This window comes from Glutamicibacter sp. X7, assembly GCF_054889245.1.
This window is the reverse complement of record NZ_CM142678.1, coordinates 48501-68218: the sequence shown is the minus strand read 5'-3', so window position 1 is coordinate 68218 and position 19718 is coordinate 48501. Positions and strand designations below refer to the sequence as shown.

18 protein-coding genes and 1 riboswitch are annotated in these 19718 nt (G+C 60.7%); of the genes, 10 read left to right on the top strand and 8 right to left on the bottom strand.

Annotation, left to right across the window (positions count from 1 at the left end; translation table 11 throughout):
* The first annotated feature begins 4 nt into the window (after window positions 1–4).
* Both ACYU0X_RS00345 and ACYU0X_RS00340 read left to right on the top strand, forming a co-directional pair.
* Window positions 5–1354 (top strand): amidase, encoded by a 1350-nt coding sequence (locus tag ACYU0X_RS00345; RefSeq protein WP_461901795.1) that lies wholly within the window; start codon window positions 5–7, stop codon window positions 1352–1354.
* A 52-nt stretch (window positions 1355–1406) separates the two neighbouring features.
* Entirely contained in the window at window positions 1407–2864 is a 1458-nt protein-coding gene (locus ACYU0X_RS00340; RefSeq protein ID WP_461901794.1) for a peptide MFS transporter, read from the top strand.
* A gap of 62 nt (window positions 2865–2926) precedes the next feature.
* On the opposite strand, the gene ACYU0X_RS00335 is transcribed toward ACYU0X_RS00340, so the two are convergent.
* The 3 genes from ACYU0X_RS00335 to ACYU0X_RS00325 form a co-directional block, all read right to left on the bottom strand.
* Complete coding sequence (locus ACYU0X_RS00335) at window positions 2927–3136, bottom strand: helix-turn-helix domain-containing protein (RefSeq protein WP_461901793.1); 210 nt, start codon at window positions 3134–3136, stop codon at window positions 2927–2929.
* 1 nt (window position 3137) lies between these two features.
* Window positions 3138–3881 carry a hypothetical protein gene (locus ACYU0X_RS00330; RefSeq protein ID WP_461901792.1) on the bottom strand — a complete coding sequence of 248 codons (744 nt, stop codon included), beginning with the start codon at window positions 3879–3881 and terminating at the stop codon, window positions 3138–3140.
* Window positions 3882–3957: 76 nt separating this feature from the next.
* Entirely contained in the window at window positions 3958–4323 is a 366-nt protein-coding gene (locus tag ACYU0X_RS00325; RefSeq protein ID WP_461901791.1) for a DUF4190 domain-containing protein, read from the bottom strand.
* Window positions 4324–4377: 54 nt separating this feature from the next.
* On the opposite strand from ACYU0X_RS00325, the gene pgm reads away from it, so the two are divergent.
* A complete protein-coding gene (gene pgm / locus ACYU0X_RS00320; protein WP_461901790.1) occupies window positions 4378–5979 on the top strand; it encodes a phosphoglucomutase (alpha-D-glucose-1,6-bisphosphate-dependent) in 1602 nt (533 codons plus the stop codon).
* Window positions 5980–5982: 3 nt separating this feature from the next.
* Here pgm and ACYU0X_RS00315 read toward each other — a convergent pair whose 3' ends face one another.
* Together ACYU0X_RS00315 and ACYU0X_RS00310 are read right to left on the bottom strand one after the other, a co-directional pair.
* On the bottom strand, window positions 5983–7431 hold the full coding sequence (locus ACYU0X_RS00315; protein ID WP_418907993.1) for an amino acid permease: 1449 nt from the start codon (window positions 7429–7431) through the stop codon (window positions 5983–5985).
* A gap of 69 nt (window positions 7432–7500) precedes the next feature.
* Complete coding sequence (locus tag ACYU0X_RS00310; RefSeq protein WP_418907992.1) at window positions 7501–8934, bottom strand: aldehyde dehydrogenase family protein; 1434 nt, start codon at window positions 8932–8934, stop codon at window positions 7501–7503.
* A gap of 95 nt (window positions 8935–9029) precedes the next feature.
* Between ACYU0X_RS00310 and ACYU0X_RS00305 the strand changes: the two genes are divergently transcribed.
* The 7 genes from ACYU0X_RS00305 to ACYU0X_RS00275 all read left to right on the top strand — a co-directional run bounded on the left by ACYU0X_RS00305 (window position 9030) and on the right by ACYU0X_RS00275 (window position 16333).
* On the top strand, window positions 9030–10631 hold the full coding sequence (locus ACYU0X_RS00305; RefSeq protein WP_418907991.1) for a hypothetical protein: 1602 nt from the start codon (window positions 9030–9032) through the stop codon (window positions 10629–10631).
* The gene (locus ACYU0X_RS00300; RefSeq protein ID WP_418907990.1) at window positions 10628–10990 is read left to right on the top strand and encodes a GntR family transcriptional regulator; all 363 of its coding nucleotides are present in this window, start codon (window positions 10628–10630) and stop codon (window positions 10988–10990) included. The genes ACYU0X_RS00305 and ACYU0X_RS00300 overlap by 4 nt, the downstream gene beginning before the upstream one ends.
* Window positions 10991–11025: 35 nt before the next feature.
* Window positions 11026–11120: riboswitch (TPP riboswitch) on the top strand.
* On the top strand, window positions 11110–11895 hold the full coding sequence (gene thiM / locus ACYU0X_RS00295; RefSeq protein ID WP_418907989.1) for a hydroxyethylthiazole kinase: 786 nt from the start codon (window positions 11110–11112) through the stop codon (window positions 11893–11895). Its footprint overlaps the riboswitch before it by 11 nt.
* Window positions 11896–11906: 11 nt before the next feature.
* The gene (gene thiE, locus ACYU0X_RS00290; RefSeq protein ID WP_418907988.1) at window positions 11907–12548 is read left to right on the top strand and encodes a thiamine phosphate synthase; all 642 of its coding nucleotides are present in this window, start codon (window positions 11907–11909) and stop codon (window positions 12546–12548) included.
* Entirely contained in the window at window positions 12545–13981 is a 1437-nt protein-coding gene (gene thiD, locus ACYU0X_RS00285) for a bifunctional hydroxymethylpyrimidine kinase/phosphomethylpyrimidine kinase (RefSeq protein WP_461901789.1), read from the top strand. The genes thiE and thiD overlap by 4 nt, the downstream gene beginning before the upstream one ends.
* A gap of 36 nt (window positions 13982–14017) precedes the next feature.
* Window positions 14018–15277, top strand: a complete 1260-nt coding sequence (locus tag ACYU0X_RS00280; RefSeq protein ID WP_461901788.1) for a uracil-xanthine permease family protein — start codon at window positions 14018–14020, stop codon at window positions 15275–15277.
* A 9-nt stretch (window positions 15278–15286) separates the two neighbouring features.
* A complete protein-coding gene (locus ACYU0X_RS00275) occupies window positions 15287–16333 on the top strand; it encodes a LacI family DNA-binding transcriptional regulator (protein ID WP_461901787.1) in 1047 nt (348 codons plus the stop codon).
* A gap of 128 nt (window positions 16334–16461) precedes the next feature.
* On the opposite strand, the gene ACYU0X_RS00270 is transcribed toward ACYU0X_RS00275, so the two are convergent.
* From ACYU0X_RS00270 to ACYU0X_RS00260, 3 genes are read right to left on the bottom strand one after another with little or no spacing between them, the layout of a single operon-like run.
* Window positions 16462–17316: a carbohydrate ABC transporter permease gene (locus tag ACYU0X_RS00270; RefSeq protein ID WP_418907984.1), complete on the bottom strand. Its 855-nt coding sequence runs from the start codon at window positions 17314–17316 to the stop codon at window positions 16462–16464.
* A gap of 8 nt (window positions 17317–17324) precedes the next feature.
* Window positions 17325–18215: a carbohydrate ABC transporter permease gene (locus tag ACYU0X_RS00265; RefSeq protein ID WP_461902831.1), complete on the bottom strand. Its 891-nt coding sequence runs from the start codon at window positions 18213–18215 to the stop codon at window positions 17325–17327.
* Between the two features lie 26 nt (window positions 18216–18241).
* On the bottom strand, window positions 18242–19639 hold the full coding sequence (locus ACYU0X_RS00260; protein ID WP_418907983.1) for an extracellular solute-binding protein: 1398 nt from the start codon (window positions 19637–19639) through the stop codon (window positions 18242–18244).
* Window positions 19640–19718 lie beyond the last annotated feature (79 nt).

Genomic DNA, 19718 nt, shown 5'->3' with positions numbered 1-19718 from the left:
CGACATGACGACGAGATCCGCCCTAGCCTTGCGCAACCAGCTGGCCTCCGGCGAGCGCTCCAGCCGCGAGGTCACCGAGGAATTCCTGCATAAGATCGAACAGCTGGATTCGCTCGGAGCCTTCGTTTATGTCGACCCGGAGGGCGCCCTGCAAGCGGCGGATAAGGCCGACGCACGGTTTGCGGAGGGTGATCTCGGGCGATTGCACGGGCTGCCGACCGCCTTCAAGGACCTCAACGAGGTGATGGGCATGCCCACCACCTACGGGTCGAAGGCGATGCAAGCACAGATCGCCATGGCCGATCACCCCTTGGTGGCCCAGGTGCGTGCCGAGGGCGCGGTCATTGTCGGCAAAACGCAGGTGCCCGAATTCGGATTGAGTACCTATTCGGAGAATCTGGTCGCCGCCCCCTCGCGCAATCCCTTGGACTCGAGGCTGTCTTCCGGAGGCTCTTCGGGAGGACAGGCCGCTGCCATTGCGGCCGGAATGATTCCGGTGGGGGCCGGAAGTGACGGCGGCGGATCGGTACGGATTCCCTCGGCAGCCTGTGGGCTGGTTGGGCTGAAACCCTCTCTGGGCAGGGTGCCCAGCGACGTGGTTGATGGTTATAACGATTCCTTCGGCGCCCCCAAATTTACGGTCTCCGGGCCGATGGCCCACGATGCCCTCGATGCCGCCATGTTTTTCGACGCGATGCTCGGGGTGGACCACTACCTGCCAAAGTTGCAAGGTGGTTATGCGCACAAGCTGCGCAATCTGAACATCGGGTACTCGGCTCAGTCCCCCTTCGACCCGGTTTACCCAATTAGCCTCGAGCCGGCCGCACGCCAGGCTTTCGAACGGGGCTTGAAGCTCCTGAATGAACGGCACCGGGTGGAACCTGCCAATTTCAACTATGCCGAGGACTACCCGCAGACCTTTGCCATGGTGTGGACCAATTCCCTCAAGAGCCTGCCGGTCTGCGATGAGTCCCTGCTCGGGACCCTCGCCCGGGAGTTCCGTCGACGTTCCATGGCTCGCCCCTTGGCCCAAGGTCTGCAGGCGGCTACGCGCATCCGCCAGATCGGGGCCGATTTCATTACGCAGTGGTCAGCCTTTGATGTGGTGGTCACTCCGGGCATGGCCAGCGCTCCGCCACCCATCGGCTACTACACGGCGCATGATGCGGACACCGACTATCGCCTGCAGTGCCAATACACCCCATACACCTCCATGGTCAACGTCTCCTCGGCGGCGGCAATTTCCGTTCCGGTTAGTACTTCTATCGACGGCATGCCAATGTCTATCCAGCTGATTTCTCCGCGCGGGGACGAGGGTTTGCTCCTGGGATTGGCCCACCAGCTGCTCCTGTGAACTTCATCGCAAAAGTAGGCATTTGCAACCAATAAGGCGAAAAATGTAACGCATGTCTACTGTTACTTCCAACACCCAACGAACGGGTAAAACATTCTTCGGTCATCCCGGAGCTTTGGCGAACCTGTTCAGCGTCGAGATGTGGGAGCGCTTCTCCTTCTATGGCATGCAGGCGCTACTGGCGTACTACATGTACTACTCCGTCGCCGACGGCGGCCTCGGCATGGACAAGTCACTGGCCCTCTCCCTGGTCGGCGCCTACGGTGGTGCGGTATACCTCTCGACGATCCTCGGCGCGTGGACCTCGGACCGATTGCTCGGCCCGGAACGCGTACTGTTCCTCTCCGCAGTAGGCATCATGATCGGCCACATCGCGCTGGCCTTGCTGCCCGGGTTCGTGGGTTTGAGCGTTGGTCTGATCTTCGTGGCCATCGGTTCTGGCGGCCTGAAGGCCAATGCCGTTTCACTGGTTGGCTCGCTCTATGACAAAGAGGATCCGCGCATCGATGCGGGCTTCTCCCTGTTCTACATGGGCGTGAACATCGGTGGCCTCATCGGCCCGCTACTGACCGGGCTGCTGCATAAGGAATTTGGTTTCCACGTCGGCTTCGGCGCTGCGGCCGTGGGCATGGCGCTGGGCTTGACCATCTATGCTCTGGGGCGCAAGAACCTGCCCGATACGGTGCGCCACGTGGCTAACCCGCTACCTGCGGCACAGCGCAAGCGTTACGCCCTGCTGTTGGCTGGCATCCTCGTGGTGATTCTGGCATCACTCTTCTCCGGCCTGGTGACCCCCGAGAACCTGGCTCAGGTCATTGCCTACGTGGTCATCGCGGCCAGCGCGCTGTACTTCTTCCTGATCCTGCGCAGTAAGCAGATCACCGAGACCGAGCGTAAGGGCGTTTGGGCCTTCATCCCGTTCTACATCGCTTCGGCGGGATTCTGGGCACTGTTCCAGCAGCAGTTCACCTTTATCGCCGCATACTCGGATACGCGTCTCGACCGTCACCTTGGCGGCTGGGAGATGCCACCGAGCTGGGTGCAGTCGATCAACCCGGTGTTCATCATCCTGATGGCCAGCGCCTTCGCGGCCCTGTGGACCAAGCTGGGCAAGCGTCAGCCGCACACCGCCGTGAAGTTTGGCCTCTCCCTCGTAATCGTCGGATCCGCCTTCCTGTGCTTCATCCCGCTTGAGTCGCTGACGATGACTCCGTTGCTGGCGCTCGTGGGCATCCTGTTCCTGTGCACGGTGGCCGAACTGCTGCTCTCCCCCATTGGGCAGGCAGTGGCTACCAAGCTGGCCCCGGCGGCCTTTGGCACGCAGATGGTGGCACTGTTCTTCTTGTCGGTCTCCCTGGGCACCACGCTTTCGGGTGTGCTGGCCGGCTACTACACCCCCGGTAATGAAATTCCGTACTTCATTGCCATGGGCGGCACGGCGATCGTGCTGGGTGTGTGCATGATGGCGGCAACTCCCGCACTGAAGAAGCTCATGGGATCGGTTCGCTAAGATCCTGCATGAGTGCGCCGCTGGCCGCGATTCCCGTTCGGGGATCGCGGCCAGCGGCGCTTTTAGTCCTCGTCGATGTCGAGTAGCTCACCGATTGTGCAGTGCAGTTCCTCGCAGATCGCCAGCAGTGTGCTGAACCGGATCGCTTTCGCGCGATTGTTCTTGAGCACCGACAGGTTCGCCACGCTGATGCCGATGCGTTGGCTCAACTCCACCAGGGACATCGCGCGCTCGGCGAGTAGTTCATCAAGATGGCAGCGTACGGAGCTCACGCTAGACAAGCCCGTCGAGGTCGTTCTTCAGTGCCAGATTCTCCGCGTTTTTCTGCATTCCAATGGCGACAAGTTCCACAACCAGCAAGATTCCCATGGCTGACACCAGGCCTGCGAAGGAAAATTCAATGCCCAGTCCCGGCCGCGGCAGATAATCCATGCAGCTGATGTTCGTCGCGGAACAACCGGTGAACCTCAAGGCTTCGTCGCTGGCTCGCGCCGCACCGATTCCATAGAGCAACGGTCCAAGGATCGAGCTCGCCAGGAGCAAAGCTGCCACCCAACGACCGGTCCGGCGCAAAGAGGCGGCAAAGGGCTCTCCGGCGTTGATCTTCAGAGCCAAACGACGCATGCCTAGGGCGACGGCGAAAGCCCCGAGTCCATTGCCCAACAGCCCGGCCACCAACACAAGGGTGGTCGACCAGCTAAGCCCGGTTACTTGAATGTCGGCCGAGCTGATCGTCGCTGAATCCAGCGTCGCCGGTGCACCGGTGAATTCCAGCCCATATTCGGGCAGGTTCGCAGGCCAGAAGTCCATGACGGGAATGTGCACACGCGACTGCACACCAAGTAGAAGGTCGATTATCTCGTAGCCGACCAGAATGACGGTACCGATGGCGGCGACGAGCGACAGCCGAGCTATCCAGCGCACCGTACGTTCCGCTGGCCACGGCGACGACAGGCCAAGGACCAGAAGCGTGAGAACAAGAATGATGACGCCCAGAAAGAGTCCACCGATGACCATGGCGCGCCCCCATATCGATAATCGTTATGCTACTCGATGTGAAGGATACGCCCACGAGCAGAGAACCACAAGCACTTTAGGTGAGGAACGAATACTCCGCACCATAATCCTCATACTGGTAGTAACCCTCGTAATCGTCGTAGTACTCGAGGAAATCGAAGAAGGTCGTGGACATCGCCCAGAACATCCAGATGAAGAAGGCGTAACATAACAGCGCTAGGCCCACCCCAACCCACGAGGTAATCAGCCCGGGTAGCGACAGCGAGCGACCCGCTGGCTCCCGACGGTAGGCCAAATGTCCGGTAATCACTCCGGCCAAGGGCACTAGGATGATAATAAAGAGCCCCACCATGGACACAAGTCCGAGCACCAAGGAAGCCACCGACAGACCGGTGGGCTCCGGACGCTGCGGCTGGTTCATGAGGTATGGGTAGTAACTCATCACCGGCTATTCTTCTATGAACTGTTGCAAAATGCACGAGCCCGAAGGAGCCGCATGGCACACGAACGCGCAGGACAGTTAGCACTCGAGGTAGACCTCATCGATCTAGAGGCGGTGCTCGCCGCCTATGACGAGTTCACTCCGGACGCTAATAACCCAGATCAACAGGTAGTTTTCGGAACTTCGGGGCATCGCGGAAGCTCCCTGAACGGCACCTTCAACCAGGCACATATTGCGGCTATTACCCAGGCCTGCGTGGATTACCGCGTTGGGGCGGGGATCACCGGGCCGATGTATGTGGGTAAGGACAGCCACGCGCTCTCCACCCCAGCCTTCACCACCGCTCTGGAGGTGCTCGCCGGCAATTCCGTGCAGGTGCTCGCCGAGGACGGCCTGGCACCCACCCCCGCGGTCAGCCACGCCATTTTGGTCCACAACGAGCGTGGCGACGCGCAGGCCGATGGCCTGATCATCACCCCGTCACATAACCCGCCGGCCGACGGCGGCATCAAGTACAACCCGCCGCATGGTGGTCCCGCGGAATCAAATATCACCAATTGGATTGCGGCGCGCGCCAATGAGCTTCTCGCCGACCCGGCAGGGATCAAGCGCGCTCAGGCGACGTTCGAGCCCTTCGATTTCCGCGAGCTCTACATCACCGACCTGGCCAAGGTCATCGACTTTCCGGCCATCGCCGCAGCGGGAATTCGGATTGGAGCCGACCCCTTAGGCGGTGCCTCGGTGCACTACTGGGGTGAAATCGCCGCACGCTACGGATTGAACATGACCGTGGTGAACGAGTCTGTGGACCCCCGCTTTGGCTTCATGACCTTGGATAAGGACGGCAAAATCCGCATGGACTGCTCCAGTCCCTATGCGATGGCCTCCTTGGTCGGTAACCGTGATCGCTACGATATCGCCACGGGCAACGACGCCGATGCCGACCGTCACGGTATTGTCACCCCGGATGCCGGGCTGATGAACCCGAACCACTTCCTGGCCGTGGCCATCGACTACCTCGTGACCCACCGACCGGGGTGGGATCAGAGTCTGCGCATCGGCAAAACCCTCGTGTCCTCCGCGCTCATCGACCGCGTGGTCGCCGGACTCGGGAGAACCTTGCATGAGGTGCCGGTGGGCTTTAAGTACTTCGTCGAACCACTGGCTCAGGGGCAAGTGGCCTTCTGTGGTGAGGAGTCGGCCGGAGCTAGCTTCCTGGATCGGGAGGGTAAGGCTTTTAGCACCGATAAGGACGGCATCATGCTGGCCCTGCTCGCCAGCGAGATTCTCGCGGTGACGGGCAAAACGCCGAGCCAGCGTCATGCCGAGCTGGTGGCGGAGTACGGGGCAAGCCACTACGCCCGCTTTGATGCCCCGGCCGGGCGCATTCAACGCGAAAAGCTCTCGAAGCTTTCGCCCGAGGATGTCCCAGCCACCGAGCTGGCGGGACATCCAATCACCGCCAAGGCTACCGAGGCAGCCGGTTTTGCGATCGGTGGCTTGAAGGTGTCCACGGAGCACGCATGGTTCGCCGCCCGCCCATCGGGAACCGAGGACCTCTACAAGATTTACGCCGAATCCTGGGTTTCGGCTGAGCACCTGCAAGAGGTGCTCAGCGAGGCGAAACGTATTGTCGATGCGGCGCTGGAGAGCTAGAGGTTAGTTAACCTCGAGCTTCCAGGGGTCGAAGGCCGCGCGGACGCTATGGCGTGTGGCAAGCCAGTGGATCAACCAGAGCAGCAGGAAGATCGGCAAGCCAATGTAGCTGGAGACCACCTCCAGAACGTGTCCGGAGACCACCGCCTCGTAGTTCTGCCCGGCGATCACCACGATCAAGATGGCAAATGCAAGGATCGGGCCAAAGGGGAAGAACGGGGCCTTGTACGGCAGGTCTTTCAGGGGCTGGCCACTGGCGATGTAGGACTTCCGGAAACGGTAGTGGCACACCGCGATGCCCACCCATGCAATGAATCCGGAAAGCCCGGACACGTTCAGCAACCAGGTGTAGGCCGCGCCCTGCCCCACCACGGCGGTGAGGAAGCCGAAGAGCCCTACCGATGCGGTGAGCAGCATGGCCGGAATCGGCACACCACGACGGTTGACGCGACCGAAGATTTTCGGCGCCTTGCCGTCGCGGGCCATCGAGTACAACATACGCGTGGAGGCATAAAGCCCGGAGTTTCCGGCCGACAGAATGGCCGAAAGGATCACCGCGTTCATCAGGGCGGCGGCAAAAGCGATGCCCGCGCGCTCAAAGACCAAGGTGAAGGGCGACGAGGCGATATCGGCCTCGCCCGAGGAGAGTAGCGAGGGATCCGTGTAGCTGATGAGCGTGCCGATGATGAAGATAGCGCCGATGTAGAAGAGCATAATGCGCCAGAACACGGCCTTGATGGCGCGCGGCACATCGCGCCGCGGGTTCTCTGCCTCACCCGCGGCAATACCAATCAGTTCGGTGCCCTGGAAGGAGAAGCCGGCAATCATGAACACCGAAACGATCGACAGCCAGCCGCCGACGAAGGGCCCATCGCCCTCGCTCCAGTGACTGAAGCCCGGCGATTGGCCACCGAGGATTCCGACGATCATCAACACACCGCAGATCAGGAAGACCACCACGGTGGTGACCTTGATCGCCGCAAGCCAGAACTCACCCTCACCGAAGGCCTTGGACGAGAGCGCATTCAAACCCGTCAGGAGCACAAGGAAGACTCCCGCCCAGATCCAGCCGGGTACGTCGGGCAACCAGTACGACATCACGATTCCGGCGGCTACGAGTTCCGCGGCCACCGTAATCGCCCAGTTGAACCAGTAGTTCCACCCGATGGCAAAGCCAAAGGACGGGTTGACGAACACCGACGCGTAGGTTTGGAAGGAGCCAGCCACGGGCAGGCGGGCGCTCATCTCTCCCAGCGACTGCATCAAAAGCAGCACCATCAGGCCAATCAGCGCATAGGCGGTCAACGCTCCGGCCGGCCCAGCCTGCGCAATGGTTCCGCCCGATGCCACAAATAGCCCGGTACCGATCGCACCGCCGATGGCGATCATCTGCATATGACGTGCTTTGAGTCCGCGATGCAGGCCGTCCTGTTGCGGCGCCGACTGGCTCATTAAGTTCCTCCTAGGTTTTTGACCTCTGCAAGCTAACCACTCGAGTCGGCCCGAAGGATATGAGGCGCACTACAACAAGCGATCAATAATCTTTCGCTTAGCCCATGAATATGGAGGATATATTGTGCTGAAGGTGTCGATGACCGTGGTCTTGCTCAGTTCTGGCCGCATCTGCGAAAGCCTCTCGAATCCATGCCGACCGTGATACGAGCCCATCCCGCTGGCACCGACCCCACCGAAGGGCAGTGCCGGAATGATCGTTTGCGCCATGGGCGCGTTATGAACAATCGCACCTGCGCGCACCCGATCCGAGAAGATTGACTGCAGCCGTGGATTCTCACTCATTAGGTAGGCCGCCAGCGGGGTGGGCCGAGCGGCAATGAAATCCAAGGCTTCTTCGAAGGAGGATAGTTCGATCACGGGCAAGATCGGCCCGAATATCTCCTCGCGCATCAGCTCGCTGTCTAGCTCGACGTTCCGCAAGATCGTCGGGGCAATGCGTAGCGTTGCCTCATCGAAGGTGCCACCGTGGGCCACGGTGCCCATCGACAATAGTCCTCGCAGGCGCTGGAAATGACGATCGCTCACAATACGCCCGAGATCCGGGTGTGCGAGCGGCTCCTTGCCGTAGAAGGAGGTGATCGCCTTGCCCAAGCGATCCACCAACGCGTCGGTATCCCCGATGGACAGGACATAATCCGGGGCCACGCAGGTCTGTCCGGCATTCATGAACTTCGCGTAGGCGATGCGCTTGGCCGTGGGCAGCAGGTGGTTATCCACTACGGTCGGGCACTTACCACCGAGCTCAAGGGTGGTGGGCGTGAGATGTTGTGCCGCGGCGGCGGCCACGATACGTGCAACCTTCTCGCCGCCGGTAAAGAAAATATGATCCCAGCGCGCGCTCAGTAGTTCGCTGGCCGTATCACTGCCACCCTCGCACACGGCGTAGACCCGCGGATCGAGGTAGAGCGGCAAGAATTTGGCCAGTGCCCCGCTCGTGGCGGGGGCGACCTCCGAAGGTTTGATCAGCGCCGCATTGCCGGCGGCGATAGCAGCTACCAACGGCGCCAACACCAACTGCAAGGGGTAGTTCCACGGCCCGATGATGAGCACGACCCCAAGGGGCCGCGGTTCCACCTTGGCCATGGCTGGCTGCAGCGGCAACGGAACCTTGACGGTGCTTGAGTCCATCCACTCGGAAAGATGCCGCTGCGCGTAGTCAATCTCGGATTTGACCACATCAATCTCGGTGAACTTCGCTTCGGTGACGCTTTTGCCAAGGTCTTGCTCGAGGGCGCTGAGGAAATCAACCTCGCGCTCCTGAAGCATCTTTTCCAAGCCGCGCAGTTGTTGTGCACGGAAGCGTCGCGGGTGGGTGATCCGAGCGTCCGAGGCTTGGCGCAAACTCGCGATGACCTGCTGGATGCGCGCCGGATGTTCATCGACCGGCGGGGCGTGATCGCCCACCGGTTCGGGAAGCGGAGTAGAGGTAAACAAGCCCATAAACATGAGAGTACGGCACCGGACGGGCTTCGCGCGGACGGCAACCTGTCTTTTGTATCAAACTGTTGATACATTAATTGGGGAAAGGTGGATCCATGACTAATCCCTTGAGCGCTCAGTTGGGTAGCTTTGCCGTTGCCGCATTGATTTTCTATGTGATTCTGCGCGGCTTAGCGACGGGAAGGAACACAGATCGTCTGGAGCTAGCCAGACGGCACGCCTTCTGGTGCGCAACGATCGGCTTCTTTGCCAGCACTTCAGCGAATTCGCTTGACGCGCTGCAAAGCATCCAACTGCATGAATCTCAGCCACTGGGTATACCCGAGGCCGTGGGAGTTGCCACCACCCCCGCACTGTGGGTGGCTTTTCTTTACTTCGCCGGGCAATTCACCTGGCCCCGCAAGCTTGCTCCGCAACGCACCGCTTCCCTCGAACCACGCACGCTCTCGGGTTTGATCCCCAAAACCCTGGTTGCGGTGATGCTCAGCGTCTTTGCCGCCGGCCTCGTCGCCCTGCACAGCGTGCGTGATGTCCCGGGCCTAGCGCCCCGACCCGAAATCACCGAGGGCGATGGAGAAAACTACTCCATCACCCACTCGGCCCAGCCCGGCCTACGCGATTCCGCGGAGCTGCTGCCCTACCTGCTATTGAGTCTCGTGGCGCTTCTGGTGGTTGCACTGATCGCCACACTGGTCATCTTGCGCCGCAAGCCACTGGAGGGAATCACCGAACACGATAATCGGCTGCTGCGCATCACCTGGCTCAACCGGCTGTATCGCACCGTGACCGTGCTTCTGGCCACGACCGCCGCTCAGGCCTTGCACTACAAGGCGCGGTGGCTCTACGACCGGTCTACAGAGTTCCTCGACGGGCTCGGCGGCGGAATCGACTATATGGATCGGCTCGAGAGCGTTGCCGGCCGCTGGGACGAAACGGCGAACTACGCCGTCCTGGCCATCTCCTTCGGCATGTTGCTCTGGCGCCCACCAACGAACTTCGAGGCGCGCCGCCGCCAGGCAATCTCCCCCTTCGGACGGCTGCGTGAACAACTATTCGCGGTGCAGTACATGAGCGCTACGCTGGCTCTACTGGTAGCCGCCGCCTTCTGGCAGATGTTGCCGAGCACCGGACCTGCAAGCATGCCCACGGCTGAACGCACCACGGCTATTTTGCTCCTCATCACGGCAGTAGCCTTCTTGTATCTACTGATCAACGCCGCGTACCTGCTCTACATGATCATTCGGACGCGAACTCTGGGGCATCTGGCCAGGCCATCGGCCCCCTTGCCCCGATGGACCTATATCAGCGCCGGAATTGCTGTGGCAGTAACCCTCTACTTCCTGCTAAATCCCCCGCTAGATATGTTGTGGGGCTTTGTCACCCCTACCTGGTGGATCCCGCTCGTCTTAGTTAGCGCGCTTGTCGCGGCATATGCGGGTTTCTGTGCGCTCATCCGTGCAACAAAGATCCCCTGGAACGTCACCGCGCAGCAAGAAATCTGGTACCGGCAGGTTCTGGAATTCCGCTCGCTCCGCGTGGTGACCGGGGCCATCGTGTCCATGTTGCTACTGGGGTATCAACTGTTGAACGATTTCGGATTAGTCGGCGTGGTGATCTGCTTTGCACCCGCCGTGCTGGCCTTGCAGCGCCCGGCAACCCCCAAGATGCAGAGATCCAGCTCTGTAGGGATTCGATGAGCGCCAAGATTACCGTGGACCTGGATGCTGCGTTACCTCCCTACGAGCAGATCCGTAGCCAGGTCGCCACCTTCATCGCCTTAGGCGAGCTACCCGAGGGGAGCAGACTCCCCACGGTTCGCGCGCTGGCCACCGATCTAGGCGTGGCAACCGGCACCGTCGCGCGCGCCTATAAGGAACTCGAGGCTCAAGGCCTGGTGCAGTCACGGCGACGGGCCGGCACGGTGGTGGCCGCCGGTCACGCTAAACCGCATATGGAGCGGGATATCCTGCAGGCCGTGGATGACCTACTTGCCTTGGCACGAGCCCAAGGCGTCGATGAGACCACACTGATCGCGCTTATTCGGCGCCGGTCATGAATTTGTGATCTGCCGCGAGGTTACGTACGCTCGCATCGAGTGACACGGGGTGTCGGCGCCGCCGACTGAGATGAGACCCGTTGAACCTGAACTAGGTCAAACTAGCGGAGGGATGTCGCATGAGACTATCTGTCGTTGCCGAACGCATGCGCGCGCAACAACCCTTGGTGTTCTGTCTAACCAACGTGGTGGTCAGCAACTTCACGGCAAATGTATTGCTGGCCGCTGGCGCGGCCCCCGCGATGACCAATCTGCCCGGGGAAGCCCGCGAATTTGCCAAGGTGGCCTCCGCGGTGTTGGTCAACCTCGGCACCCCGACCACCGAACAAATGCGCGCCATGGAGCAGGCGGTTGCCGGGGCCAACGAGGCAAACACCCCATGGATTCTTGATCCGGTGGCCGTCGGTGCCCTTGGCGAGCGCACCGATTTTGCCCGCAGCCTGCTGCCAGCTCGGCCCACCCTGATCCGCGGCAATGCCTCGGAGATCCTCGCACTGGCCGGCTTTGAATCCGCCGGCCGCGGCGTTGATTCCACCGACAGCGTCACGGCCGCAATGGATGCCGGGACCGACCTAGCGCGCCGCTACGGCAGCGTCGTTGCCATATCCGGTCCGGCCGATGCCATCATCGAGGCCCACCGCATCACCCTCGTTCATACCGATGGTTTGGCGCTGACCAAGGTTACCGGCGGCGGGTGTGCCCTCGGAGCCTTCACGGCCGCCATGGTCGCCGCCAGCGACGAGGTCTTTGAAGCGGCCGTGTCCGCCCACGCTTGGTATGGACTAGCCGCCGAACGTGCGTGGTCGCGTTCCCGCGGACCTGGAAGCTTTGCAGTGAATTTTCTAGATGAGCTGGGCGAGGTAACGCCCAGTGACATCGACTTCGTACGACATGAGAAGCATTAGAGGACTGTTGAATGCGTGAACTTGGCCCCTACTTAGTGGCAAATACGGCAAGCTGCACCCCGCATAGCACCCTTGAAGTGATCGCGCAGGCGGTCGCCGGTGGCATTCAGTGGGTGCAATTGCGCGCGAAAGAGGAAACCGCGCGGGAATTCTATGAGCTGGCCATCGCGGCCGCCGAACTGACCGAGGGCAAAGCCGAACTGCTGATCAACGACCGGATCGACGTCTATTTGGCCGCCCGTGCGGCGGGTGCCGCGGTCACCGGTATCCACATCGGGCAGAAGGATCTTCCGGTTCGGGTGGCCCGCACGCTGATTGGCGAAGGCATTATCGGGCTCAGCGCCTCCTCCGACGATCAGCTGGCCCAAGCCGCGCGTGATGCGCAGGCCATCGACTATCTGGGCGTCGGAGCCATCCGAGCCACACCAACCAAAAAAGACCACCCAACACCTATTGGGATCGATGGCTTCCTGCGTGCTGCCGGTCGGGTAGATCTTCCCTGCGTCGCCATCGGCGCCCTGACCGCGCAGGACGCCAGCGCCCTGCGTCAAGGCGGAGCCGCCGGCATGGCCGTGGTTCGCGCAATCTGCGCCGCACAAAGCCCCGAAACCGCAACCCGTGAACTGATCGACGCTTGGGAGTCCGCCCGATGAGCCTGAATATTCTCTCTGTTGCCGGATCCGACCCCTCGGGCGGCGCCGGGATCCAAGCCGACCTGAAAACCATCGCCGCCTGCGGCGGCTACGGCATGAGCGTCATTACCGCACTGACCGCCCAGAACACCCAAGGTGTACGGTCTGTCCATGCCATCGAGCCAGAGTTCGTCGGTGAGCAGCTCCGTGCGGTCAGCGAGGACGTGCGGATCGATGCGGTGAAAATCGGGATGCTCTCCAATGCCGCAGTCATCGCGCAGGTTGCCGACTGGCTGGCTCACATCGAGGTGCCGGTGGTGCTCGACCCGGTCATGATCGCCACCAGCGGAGACTCGCTACTCGACGCGGACGCCACGGCGGCATTGCAACAATTGCTTCCCCGCGCCACGGTGCTGACCCCGAATATCGACGAGCTGGCCGCTCTCAGCGGCCAACCCGTCCCAGAGCGGTGGGAAGAAGTTATTGAGCTTGCGCGGCAGCTGGCCGATCGCCACGATGTGCTCGTCGTGGCCAAGGGTGGCCATCTGAACTCCAGTAGCTGCCCGGATGCCCTTGTAGGGGCCTATGGCGTTCTCGCCGAATATTCTTCTCCGCGCATAGATACAACTCACACGCATGGAACCGGGTGTACACTTTCCTCCGCGCTGGCCACCTACTACGCCGCGACATCCGACTGGTCGCAGGCGTTGGAGATGGCCAAAAGCTACCTCGCCGAAGCCATCTCAGGGGCGGCGAGCCTGCAGGTCGGCTCCGGGCACGGCCCGGTGGATCACCTCGGCGCGCTGCACCGCGCGGCCGGTTCGCAGCCGGGCGATCCGATGCTCGAATGGTGGGAGCGTATCGCGGATATTCGGGCGCAGATTGACGACCTTGAGTTCATCCGCCAGCTCGCCAATGGCACGTTACCGCGCGCGGACTTCGACTACTACATCAACCAAGATGCCCTCTACTTACGCACCTACGCCAAGGTACTGGCCCGCGCCAGTGAGATCTCCAGCGATATCGAGGCCCAACGCTTCTGGGCCATCGGTTGCACGGGAATCCTGGACGGGGAAATGGAACTGCACCGTGGCTTCCTGCCGCACTTCAGCGATACGCCGTCGGAAACCACGCTGAACTACGTCAACCACCTCAGCAGCTGCACCGCCAACTATTCCGAGCTGATCGCCGCCATCCTTCCCTGCTACTGGATCTACCAGGACGTGGGCCAACGTCTGGCGGCCGCCAGCCATCCGGAGCACCCCTATGCGGCGTGGCTGGCCGAGTACTCCTCCCCGGAATTCGACGCGGCCACCACCAAGGCGATTAATCTGGTCCGCGCGGCATGGCGACGCGCCGATGCGGCCACCCGTCAGCGCATGTGGCTCGCCTTCGAACGTTCAAGCCGCCATGAACTGTACTTCTTCGCCCAGGCGGCCGCCCGCGTAGAATAGGCGAGGCCAATTCCGGCCATGGCGGAAGGAACATAGGTGGGCTGGACAGTACACGGCGACGGCAAATCGATCACCCCGGGCGAAGTTGTCGCCCCGAATGAGCGGTTGCACTGGCCGCAGACCATCTCGATTGGCACCCAGCACATCTTGGCGATGTTCGGGTCAACCATCTTGGTCCCCACCCTGACCGGCTTCCCGGTGACCACAACCCTGTTTTTCACCGGGCTCGCCACGATCCTGTTCCTGCTGATCACGGCCGGCAAGGTACCCAGCTACCTCGGCAGTTCCTTCGCCTTACTGGCACCGGTGGGTGCCACCATGACCACCGGCGGGGGCATGGGGCCGGCACTGGGTGGGATCGTGATGACTGGTGCCCTGCTGTTGCTCGTCGGTGCCATCGTGCAGAAATCTGGCACCGGCTGGATCCACGCCCTCATGCCACCGGTGGTGATGGGCACCATCGTCGCGCTAATCGGGCTGAACTTGGCCTCGGCCACCCTGACCCCGATGAAAACAGTGCCGCTGACCACCTTCGGCACGGTGCTGGCCATTGTGATCGCCACCGTCGCCTTCAAGGGCCTGCTCGGGCGCCTCTCGATCCTGGTCGGGCTGGTCGCCGGCTACCTGCTGGCCATGGTCCAAGGCCAGGTGGATTTCTCCGCCGTGGGCGAGGCCCCGTGGATCGGCCTGCCGCAATTCGCCACCCCGGTCTTCGACTTCTCCGTGGCCTTGATGTTCCTACCGGCGGTCTTCGTGCTCGTGGCCGAGAATATCGGTCATGTGAGCACCGTGGGCCTGATGACCAAAACCGATCTCAGCGGCTACAACGGTCGGGCGCTGATGGCCGATGGCGCGGCCACCGTGATCGCCGGCTTCGGTGGCGGCTCGGCGACCACCACCTACGCGGAAAACATTGGCGTCATGGCCGCCTCCCGGGTGTACTCCACCGCCGCCTACTTCGTGGCAGCGATCGCGGCCATGGCTCTGGCCTTCCTCCCCAAGTTCGGCGCCCTGATCTCCACCATCCCGGCCGGTGTGATCGGCGGCGCCGGCATCGTGCTCTACGGAATGATCGGCATCATCGGCGCACGCCTGTGGATCGAGAACAAAGTCGACTTCCAGAACCCGATCAACCTGATGACCGCGGGCTCCGGTCTGATCATCGCCATCGCGGTAACCGAAGAGATTAGCTACGGCCCAATTCAGCTTGGCGGTATTGCCATGGGCACGATCGCTACGCTCGTGGTCTTCCATGTGATGACGACGATCACCCGGTTGCGCCACCACAGCGTCTAGTATCGATTTATGTCCACTTCTCGTCCCACGGCCCGTGATGTGGCACAACGTGCAGGCGTTTCCCGAAGCGCCGTTTCAATGGTGATGAACGGGACCGCGGCCGGTAACGTTTCGGCGGCCGCTCAGAAGCGCATCCGCGAAGCGGCCCGGGCACTTGACTACCGTCCTGACCCTTTGGGCGTGTCGCTGCGGCAGCAGAGAACCGGCATCATCGGCATCGTCACCGATGAAATCGCGTCGTCTCCCTTCGCCGGCAAACTCATAAGTGGGGTAAATAGTGCCGCGGCCGATCGCGGCTATCTGAGCATCATCTCCGATATCGGCCAGACCGCATTCGCCGGTCCGGGAACCGTCCGTGAAGAACACGCCATCCGTCAGTTGATTCGCCGACGAGTGGACGCGCTTATTCTGGCTACCAATGGCCTACGGACTCTTCGTGTTCCCAAACCGTTACTCACACTGCCAGCAGCAATGGCCAATTGCCGTGATGCCGAAGGGTTACTCGCGGCTTTTATCGCCGACGAGCGTGAAGGAGCCCAGCGAGCCACTGAACATCTGACAGCACTGGGACATCGCCGTATTCTCTTTATCGGCGGAGGCGACGACGAAGATGCGATCCCAGCCCGACTCGCCGGCTACCACGCCGCGATGACCACCGCTGGGCTCGAACCGTTGCCCCGCGTTGCGGCAGGATGGGAAATCAACGACGGGTTTACCGCCGCGCAAGTTGTCCTGACAGGCACCGAACGACCGACCGCCGTCTTCGCGGCAAATGACCGCGTCGCTACCGGCGTACTGCTAGCCGCGGGAGGGCTTGGATTACGTGTACCGCAAGATCTCTCCATCCTCGGCTTCGATGATCAACCGCACCTAGCTGAAGCTACCGTTCCCGGGCTGAGCACGATGGGACTACCCCATTTCGAAATGGGCCGTCAGGCCGCAGAATATGTTCTCAACCTGCTCGATGGCCAAGAATCGACAACCAACGGTGCCATGATCCATTGCCATTTGACCCTCCGAGATTCGACAGGCCCCGCCCCCGCCGGGTTCAGCTAGTGATCACTTCACGGTGATCTCTTGCAGTCTGTGCGCATATGAGTCCAACGAGGTGGGGCCAGGCACGGCCCGTTAAAACTGAACGAGGGAATCGCGGAACCCAGCGGGGCAGTCACCTTGAATGCTGTCTACTTGCTGACGCCCGCGGTCAAGCCCTCGCGCAGCGAACGCTGCCCGAAAAGGAAGACGATAAAGGCCGGGATCATCGAGAGGATCACGCCGGCGAGCACCACCGATATCGAACCTGTTCCCATGTTGCCCTGCAGTGTCACCAAGCCAAGAGGCAGCGTGAAGTTTTCTTCCGAGATGGTCATGATCAGCGGCCGGAAGAATTCATTCCAGTGGTAGTTGAAGGCAAGCACTCCGACGATGGCCATGCCCGGCATGGCCAAGGGGAGGTAGATACTGCGGAACGTCTGCCACGGACTGGCCCCGTCGATCTGGGCGGCTTCAGCGAGCTCGGCCGGGATACCCATAAAGTACTGGCGCATTAGAAAGGTGCCGAACGCGGTGGGGATCGCGGGAATGATTAGGGCCAGCAGTGTGTCGGCCAGACCCATTCCGCGAACAAGCATGAACACCGGAACAATCGTTACCTGAACCGGAATCATCATTGTTGCTAGGATCAACGCGAATATCCACTTCTTCCCGCGGAACTCTAGCCGAGCGAAGGCATACCCGGCCATTGCCGCGGACACCATCTGACCCACTGCGATAAGGCCTGTAACTAGAGCCGAGTTGATCACCAACCGAAGCATGTCGATCTGTTCAAACACACCCGTATAAGAACTGAAGTCCGGGTTCAACGGAAGGAACTGCGGAGGTAGATCAAAGGCCTCTCCTGGTGGCCGCAGCGATGTGGACAGAGTCCACAGCACCGGTCCAAGCGTTAACAGCGCGCACGCTAACAGGAAGATGACACGGCCGATCGATCCCGAATGACGTTCACGGCGTTGCTTTCTGGAAGTAACTAGGGTTGTCATTTCCAACCTCACTGATAGAAGACGAAGCGGCGGCTGAGCCGGAATTGAATATAAGTAACGAACATGATCAGAATCATCAGGATCAGCCCGATGGCGGATGCAAGTCCGAACTCCAGTTTTTGGAAAGCTGACTCGAAAATGACCATCACGGCGGTGCGTGTGCTGTCTCCCGGACCTCCGCGGGTAAGCACATAGGGTTGGTCGAACACCTGCAGGGCATTGATCACGGCCATCACGGAGGCCACCAGTGTGGTGGGGCTCAGAAGCGGCATGGTTACGTGAACAAATTTGCCCCATCCTCCGGCACCATCAAGTTCAGCAGCTTCGTACATGTCCTTGGGGATGGACGAAAGCCCGCCGAGGAACAATAGGAACGAGAAGCCGAAATTCTGCCACACGTAGACCAAGATGATCACGGCCGCGGAACCCGAAGAGGTGGTAAGCCACGGCACCGCAGGAATGTTGACCAGTGACAGTAACCAATTCACGACTCCGAACTGCTCGTTGAACAGGTAACTCATGAAGATGGAGACGCTGGCAGCCGAAAGGATTAACGGAAAGAAGAAGACTGAGCGGAAGAACACTCGTAACCAGTTCGGCATTTTCTCTTGCACAAGGACAGCAAGCATCAAGGCGATGCCCAGTTGAAGGGTCGCAGCAACCACGACAAACGCGATGGTGTTCAGAAAGCTGACTCGCACCGTAGGGCTACTGACCGCCTCGGCAAAGTTTTGCAAACCAACGAACTCTGGCGCGGAAATGATGTCCCAGCGAAAAAACGCTAGGAGCAATGACCCGATAATAGGCACCACCGTGAACAGCAACATGCCAAGCACCGTGGGCGCAATCAAAATCCAGGCAAAGGTGCGCCATGATCGGGTTCGCCCGGCTGGCGTCATGGTCGCAAGGTTGGTAACACGCGCCATTACACGCTCCTCATCGCAAGTTCCAGGTCACGTTGGAGAGCTCCTAATGTTTGTCGTGTTTGAGCTCTACTTCCGCCTACGGCGTTGGTGACGTTCTTCATCAGTGCAGTTTCGATGGCGGCTTGTTGCGGCGGTGCCGGAATGGGCCCGGAGGTTGGAAAACGATCCAAGGTGTCATAGAAGACTTTCCAGTGCTGCGGCCCGGTCTTTGCGTAGAAGGCTTCATTGACCATCGAACGGCGCGTCGGGGTGGTGTTGGGCCTATCAAACATGGTGAGCATTTGATCGCGCCGCGCGGTGAACTTGACCCACTCCCAGGCCTCGTCCTTCAGCTTGGAATCACGCATGATGGCGTAACCTGCCGCCCCGAATTGGTGGCGTTGACTGCGCTGTCCGGGAAAGAACTGCACATCGAAATCCTTGGGGCCCATCCCACCTTGAACCAATCCGTCGACCCAGTAGCCTCCGGCAGGTGCCGCACCGATCTTTCCATTCGCGAAGAGTCCCACCAGCGAATTCCCTCCTCCACCCTCGGGACGTACAGCCAGACCTTGGCCAACGAGGTCGCGGAGAAATTCGAAGGTCTCCAGTACCTTCGGATCTTCGGCATTCGGGTTTTCCCACAGGTAGCCGCCACTCCTAGGAGTTTTCGTCGCTTCACCCGGGTAAAAGCCATCCCATAGCCACGAACCGCCCTGAGCCCTAGTTTCCGTAAGGAAAGATGTGTCATTGGTGTAAAGCCATGGCACAACACCGCCGAATAAGCGGTTGGTCCAGTAGTACGGAGTGAAGCCCCTGCCCTCGCGCTTTTTCATTCCGCGCATCATGGACTCGAAGTCGTCCCACGTCCACTCTGCGGGAGGATACTCAAGCCCCGCCCTTCTCAAGGTCGACGAGTTCAAGTACATATTCGCGGCGTTAAAGTCCAGCGGCATCTGATAGAGACTGCCGCGGTACATAAACGCCTCGATCAGTGACGGGTGCACGTCGGCAAAATACTCCGCTACCTGTTGCGCGTCGCGTTGCACATAGCTATCGAGGGGCTCGGCGAGCTTCTCCGCGAATAGCTGCGTCCCTTCGGTAGCCACATAGACCACATCTGGAGCATTACCTGCGGCCACCATGGTCAGAATCTTGGCGAAGAAATCCTTCCAATCTGCACCCTGAATGGCCTGCAGGTGCACCGGAATATTCGGATGCTCTCGCATGAAAGCCTCGGCGATTCCGCGTCTGGCCTCTGCGTCCGCAGAGTTACCCAAAATGGCTACACGCAGTCCTTTTGCGTGACGCCCGGGTATATCGGCGCCGGACAGGCGAGGCCACGCCCCAACACTCACCCCTGCGATCCCGAGAGCCGCCGCTGTCACCAGCGCACGCCGGGTTATTCCTGAACTCATATCCACATCTCCTAACACGTGTCAGGTTCACTTGACAGATCCTAGATGTGATGTGAATTACCCGTCAATAGTTAAAAGA

What these genes read in the sequence shown, in the direction of transcription:
- thiM (WP_418907989.1), top strand. Translation starts at nt 11,110, where the DNA reads ATGAGACTATCTGTCGTTGCCGAACGCATGCGCGCGCAACAACCCTTG.
- ACYU0X_RS00310 (WP_418907992.1), bottom strand. Translation starts at nt 8,934, where the DNA reads ATGGGCTTGTTTACCTCTACTCCGCTTCCCGAACCGGTGGGCGATCAC.
- ACYU0X_RS00300 (WP_418907990.1), top strand. Translation starts at nt 10,628, where the DNA reads ATGAGCGCCAAGATTACCGTGGACCTGGATGCTGCGTTACCTCCCTAC.
- ACYU0X_RS00345 (WP_461901795.1), top strand. Translation starts at nt 5, where the DNA reads ATGACGACGAGATCCGCCCTAGCCTTGCGCAACCAGCTGGCCTCCGGC.
- ACYU0X_RS00260 (WP_418907983.1), bottom strand. Translation starts at nt 19,639, where the DNA reads ATGAGTTCAGGAATAACCCGGCGTGCGCTGGTGACAGCGGCGGCTCTC.
- ACYU0X_RS00305 (WP_418907991.1), top strand. Translation starts at nt 9,030, where the DNA reads ATGACTAATCCCTTGAGCGCTCAGTTGGGTAGCTTTGCCGTTGCCGCA.
- ACYU0X_RS00325 (WP_461901791.1), bottom strand. Translation starts at nt 4,323, where the DNA reads ATGAGTTACTACCCATACCTCATGAACCAGCCGCAGCGTCCGGAGCCC.
- pgm (WP_461901790.1), top strand. Translation starts at nt 4,378, where the DNA reads ATGGCACACGAACGCGCAGGACAGTTAGCACTCGAGGTAGACCTCATC.
- ACYU0X_RS00315 (WP_418907993.1), bottom strand. Translation starts at nt 7,431, where the DNA reads ATGAGCCAGTCGGCGCCGCAACAGGACGGCCTGCATCGCGGACTCAAA.
- thiE (WP_418907988.1), top strand. Translation starts at nt 11,907, where the DNA reads ATGCGTGAACTTGGCCCCTACTTAGTGGCAAATACGGCAAGCTGCACC.
- thiD (WP_461901789.1), top strand. Translation starts at nt 12,545, where the DNA reads ATGAGCCTGAATATTCTCTCTGTTGCCGGATCCGACCCCTCGGGCGGC.
- ACYU0X_RS00270 (WP_418907984.1), bottom strand. Translation starts at nt 17,316, where the DNA reads ATGACAACCCTAGTTACTTCCAGAAAGCAACGCCGTGAACGTCATTCG.
- ACYU0X_RS00330 (WP_461901792.1), bottom strand. Translation starts at nt 3,881, where the DNA reads ATGGTCATCGGTGGACTCTTTCTGGGCGTCATCATTCTTGTTCTCACG.
- ACYU0X_RS00340 (WP_461901794.1), top strand. Translation starts at nt 1,407, where the DNA reads ATGTCTACTGTTACTTCCAACACCCAACGAACGGGTAAAACATTCTTC.
- ACYU0X_RS00275 (WP_461901787.1), top strand. Translation starts at nt 15,287, where the DNA reads ATGTCCACTTCTCGTCCCACGGCCCGTGATGTGGCACAACGTGCAGGC.
- ACYU0X_RS00265 (WP_461902831.1), bottom strand. Translation starts at nt 18,215, where the DNA reads ATGACGCCAGCCGGGCGAACCCGATCATGGCGCACCTTTGCCTGGATT.